This is a genomic window from Sulfurimonas sp. (assembly GCF_032250635.1).
Taxonomy (GTDB): domain Bacteria; phylum Campylobacterota; class Campylobacteria; order Campylobacterales; family Sulfurimonadaceae; genus Sulfurimonas.
Genome location: NZ_JAVVFL010000187.1, coordinates 1 through 4,242, shown reverse-complemented (window position 1 = coordinate 4,242; position 4,242 = coordinate 1). Strand labels below are relative to the sequence as shown.

General features: G+C 37.7%; 6 protein-coding genes. All 6 read left to right on the top strand.

The window, feature by feature from the left end; translation table 11 throughout:
• Window positions 1-214: 214 nt before the first annotated feature.
• Window positions 215-1,060: an acetyl-CoA carboxylase, carboxyltransferase subunit beta gene (gene accD, locus RQ763_RS10090; RefSeq protein WP_314152793.1), complete on the top strand. Its 846-nt coding sequence runs from the start codon at window positions 215-217 to the stop codon at window positions 1,058-1,060.
• Entirely contained in the window at window positions 1,060-1,620 is a 561-nt protein-coding gene (locus tag RQ763_RS10085; RefSeq protein WP_314152791.1) for a thiamine phosphate synthase, read from the top strand. The genes accD and RQ763_RS10085 overlap by 1 nt, the downstream gene beginning before the upstream one ends.
• Window positions 1,620-2,078: a 23S rRNA (pseudouridine(1915)-N(3))-methyltransferase RlmH gene (locus tag RQ763_RS10080; RefSeq protein WP_314152789.1), complete on the top strand. Its 459-nt coding sequence runs from the start codon at window positions 1,620-1,622 to the stop codon at window positions 2,076-2,078. Before RQ763_RS10085 ends, RQ763_RS10080 begins: the two co-directional genes overlap by 1 nt.
• 9 nt (window positions 2,079-2,087) lie before the next feature.
• Complete coding sequence (gene dksA / locus RQ763_RS10075) at window positions 2,088-2,438, top strand: RNA polymerase-binding protein DksA (protein WP_314152788.1); 351 nt, start codon at window positions 2,088-2,090, stop codon at window positions 2,436-2,438.
• Window positions 2,439-2,448: 10 nt separating this feature from the next.
• Entirely contained in the window at window positions 2,449-3,465 is a 1,017-nt protein-coding gene (locus tag RQ763_RS10070; RefSeq protein WP_314152786.1) for a hypothetical protein, read from the top strand.
• A 15-nt stretch (window positions 3,466-3,480) separates the two neighbouring features.
• Window positions 3,481-4,242, top strand: a 762-nt coding sequence (locus RQ763_RS10065) for a tRNA-dihydrouridine synthase family protein (protein WP_314152785.1), incomplete at its 3' end; no start/stop codon positions are given.

Sequence of the window (4,242 nt, the reverse complement as noted above, 5' to 3'; positions counted from 1 at the left end):
GCCGGGGGTGACTGCTACAGAGGTGCCGACCTTGTAGTAACTGCCGCTTATGACGGACGTGAAGCGGCAAGAAGTATAGTAAAATCACTGCTTAAATAGTTACAATTCCTCGTATGCACATTTTTTGTGTATACGGAATCCTCATCACTTAAAATTATAAAAATAAAGTATAAATTCGATATAATTCCCGCCATTATGTATAAAAGGATAATTTTTGAACTTACTTAGCATTTTTTCTAGAAATAAAAATATAAAAGAACCGGTTAAAAGTGAAGCTCCAGCGCATTGGGTGAAGTGTAAATCATGCCAATCCCTAATGTATTATAAAGAGGTTGAAAACCAAAAACATGTCTGTCCTAAATGTGGTTACCATATCAGAATAGGCGTTAAAGAGAGAATAGAACTTTTAGCGGATGATGGAACGTTTGTAGAGTATGATGATAATTTAAGACCAATAGATCCACTGAAATTTACAGATAAAATATCATACAAACAGAGACTCAAGGATGCAGAGGCTAAGACAGGTAAAACTTCATCTGTTGTAAGCGGTGAGTGCGAAATGAACGGAGTTCCTGCTCAGCTTGTCATCTTTGATTTTGCTTTTATGGGCGGTTCATTAGGCTCTGTTGAGGGCGAGAAGATTGTTCGCGCAGTAAATCGTGCTATTGAGAAGAGGCAAGGATTAATTATTCTTAGTGCAAGTGGGGGTGCTAGAATGCAGGAGAGTACTTTTTCTCTGCTTCAGATGAGCAAAACCTCTGCTGCTTTAGCAAAATTGGCAAATAACAACCTTCTATACATCTCAGTGCTTACCGACCCTACAATGGGTGGAGTTAGTGCTTCATTTGCAACACTGGGTGACATTATAATCGCCGAGCCTGGCGCTTTGATCGGTTTTGCAGGGCAGAGGGTTATTGAGCAGACAATCGGTTCTGCTCTTCCAGATGGGTTCCAGCGGGCAGAATTTTTGCTTGAAAAAGGCTCAATCGATATGGTTGTAAATAGAAACAATCTCAAAAAAACACTCTCAGACCTCCTAACACTCCTAAAAGTTGCATAATGCGTCTTTACGCACTCTGCGACCAAGATCTTCTAGATAAGAGAGAGTTGTCTTTAGAAGACTATATCCGCATTGCTAAAGAGCAAAATGCAGAGATAATCCAGTACCGCAATAAAAGTGCGGATTTGCACTTCATCAAACAGCAGCTAATTAAAATCAGAAATATATATAACGGCTTTTTAATAGTAAATGATGCATATGAGCTTATAGATTTTTGTGACGGTGTGCATGTCGGACAAGAGGATTTAAGAGCAATTGACAAAGATCCTATAAAAGCCGCAAAAATTTTAAGAGACGTTGTAAAAAAAGATAAGATTCTAGGCATCTCTACTCACAACAAAGAGGAAGTTCTTCAAGCAAATGAGATGGATTTAAATTATATCGGTTTGGGCGCATATAGAACTACAGATACAAAAGAGAACATTTCAACGGTTCTTGGCGAAAGACTTGATGAGATCGCCTCACACTCAAAACATTTTGTAGCAGCCATTGGCGGGGTTAAAAAGAGCGACAAGTTCTCACATGTGACATATCATGTCATAGGCAGCGGACTTCTTTGATGAATATAGAGATAGTCTCGATTGCAAAAAAAGAGCGCTCTACCTATGATCCTCTCTATAAAGAGCTTATAAAGATGATTTCTCGCTTTGCAAAAGTAGACGATACGGAACTTTTTAGCAAAGATGTAACAAAAGCACACACTATCTCACCCGAAGCTTCAAAGCAGGCTTATTCAAAAATTTTAGAACCCTATATATCGAAGGGTTTTAACATTGTATTGCATCCTGATGGAAAAATTATTGATAGTTATGAATTTAGTAAGCTATTAGATGGTAAAATTGCGGTTAAATTTTTCATAGGCGGAGCTTACGGCTTTGAAGATGAATTTTTAAATAAAAGCGATACCGTTATAAGTCTAGGAAATATAACCATGAGTCATAAAATTGCAAAGGCTGTTTTGCTTGAGCAGATTTATAGGGGATTTTCAATTTTGAGCAATCACCCATATCACAAATAAGGAAAGTAAGTGCAAGGTAGCGAGTTGAAATATTTTAAAGAGATTTTAGAGAGTAGAAAAGAACAGATAATCAAAAATATAAAAGGCGTGAATGATGAGCTCTCTCAGCTAAGTATGTTGGAGCTTAACGATGAGGGTGATCATGCGTCTGTGGACAACAGCTCTATGGTGGAGAGTGCTATAGTAAGACAGCAGGAGAAAGAGCTGAGAGAGATTAATGTAACTTTGGGAAAAATTGCATCCGGTGATTATGGAATATGCGAGATGTGTGAAGACCCTATAGGTTTTCAAAGATTAAAAGTTAAGCCTCATGCGATATACTGTATTGATTGTAGAGAGATCGTAGAAAAATCTAAATAAAGGGTAAATAATGCATATTAAAAAATACACAGTAGCAGCGTTAATATTAATTGTTCTAGTAGGATGGTACGTCTATGCTTTTATAACTCAAGACAGTATAGGCTTTGAGTTTTTAGGCATTACGTTGCCCTCATTTTCTATTGCACTTTGGGTAGTCATACCTATGATAATATTGTATGTTGCCAGCGTTATTCATATGCTTTTTTACTCATTTCTAGGCACACTGAGAAGACGCAAGTATGATAAAGACTATGAAAAAATCGTTGATGCGATTATAGATGCTTATCTTGGAAAAAAAGAGCGTTTCAACTCATTTAAAACGGACAGATACAAGCTTTTGGGCACTATTGTTGATAATGCTACGATTTTTCCTATTGGAGAGTTTGATGCTGATATTGAAAACAAAAAACTAAGAGATGTCCTTTCTCTTATTAACTCGATAAGAAACGGTGAGGTAGTTGAGTTAAGAAAGTACTCTCTCTTGCCGTCAAATGAGTTGGTGATTCAAAATGAGAGAAACAGATATAAAAAGGGCGATATAAGTGCCGAAAATATTCTTAGCGATAAGAACAGGTATGATATTAACTTACGCAAAGAGGTCTACGTTGATTTTGTAAAAAATGCACCGTTTTACGCTATAGAGAAGTATAAAGATGCGCTTAGCAAAGAGGCTCTTTTTGGGATACTCTCAAGAATAAATGCAGACAAACGCACTCTAGAGGCATCTAACGATTCATTACTTGCACTGTTTCATAATCTTAAGCTAGACTCAAAAGATTACATAGAGGCTTCTAAAAAACTATCTAAATCAATGCTTCCTGAACAGAGAATAAAATTATTTGAATCACTAAGCACTGAGGATGAAGCGGCAATGGAAGCCTACCTCTTAACTCTTTTTGATCTAGAGATGCGCTCTCCTGCAAAAGAGATACTTGACATATCTCAGCCTAACGAATATCTGACTTTTAAAGCGTATAGCGCATTGAGAGATTGCGGAAAACATTTTGACATTAATCTCTTTATATAGCTTAGTAGATATAAAATGAGTGAAAAATTATCTTTTAAAAAGCCTATATTCGTATTGGCGCCGCTTGCCGGTTATACGGACTTGCCTTTTAGAAGTGTTGTTAAAAAATTTGGAGCAGATTTGACGGTTAGCGAGATGCTTAGCTCAAATGCTCTGGTTCATGGTTCCCTTAAAACACTCAACATGATACAAAAAAACCCAAACGAAGATCCATACTCTGTTCAGATTGCAGGCGCTGAAGTTGATGTCATCCGCCAAGCCGTAGAGATACTAAATGAGCAAGAGGGAATAGACATAATCGACCTAAATTGTGGATGTCCAGTGCCAAAGGTCGTCGGACATGGAAGCGGAAGCTCTCTGCTTCTTAACCTCCCTTTGATGGGCGATATTATAAAAACAATCAAAAATACCTCAAACAAAAGTTTAACAAGTGTAAAAATAAGACTTGGTTTTGAGGAAAAAAACCACATAGATATAGCAAAGAGAGTAGAGGATAGCGGCGCAGATTTTTTAGCGGTTCATGGAAGAACGCGCGCAGGAAAATTTAAAGCCGCAGTTGATTACGATGCAATAAGAGAGATCAAAGAAGCAACCAAGATTCCTGTAATTGCAAACGGCGATATAGACTCTTATGAAAAAGCAAAGTGGGTGCTAGAGCATACCGGAGCCGATGGAGTTATGATCGGAAGAGGCGCTATCGGCGCTCCTTGGATATTTCATCAGCTCAAGTCCGGTAGCGAGTTTATTGACAAAAACATAAAGCATGCTATAATCATG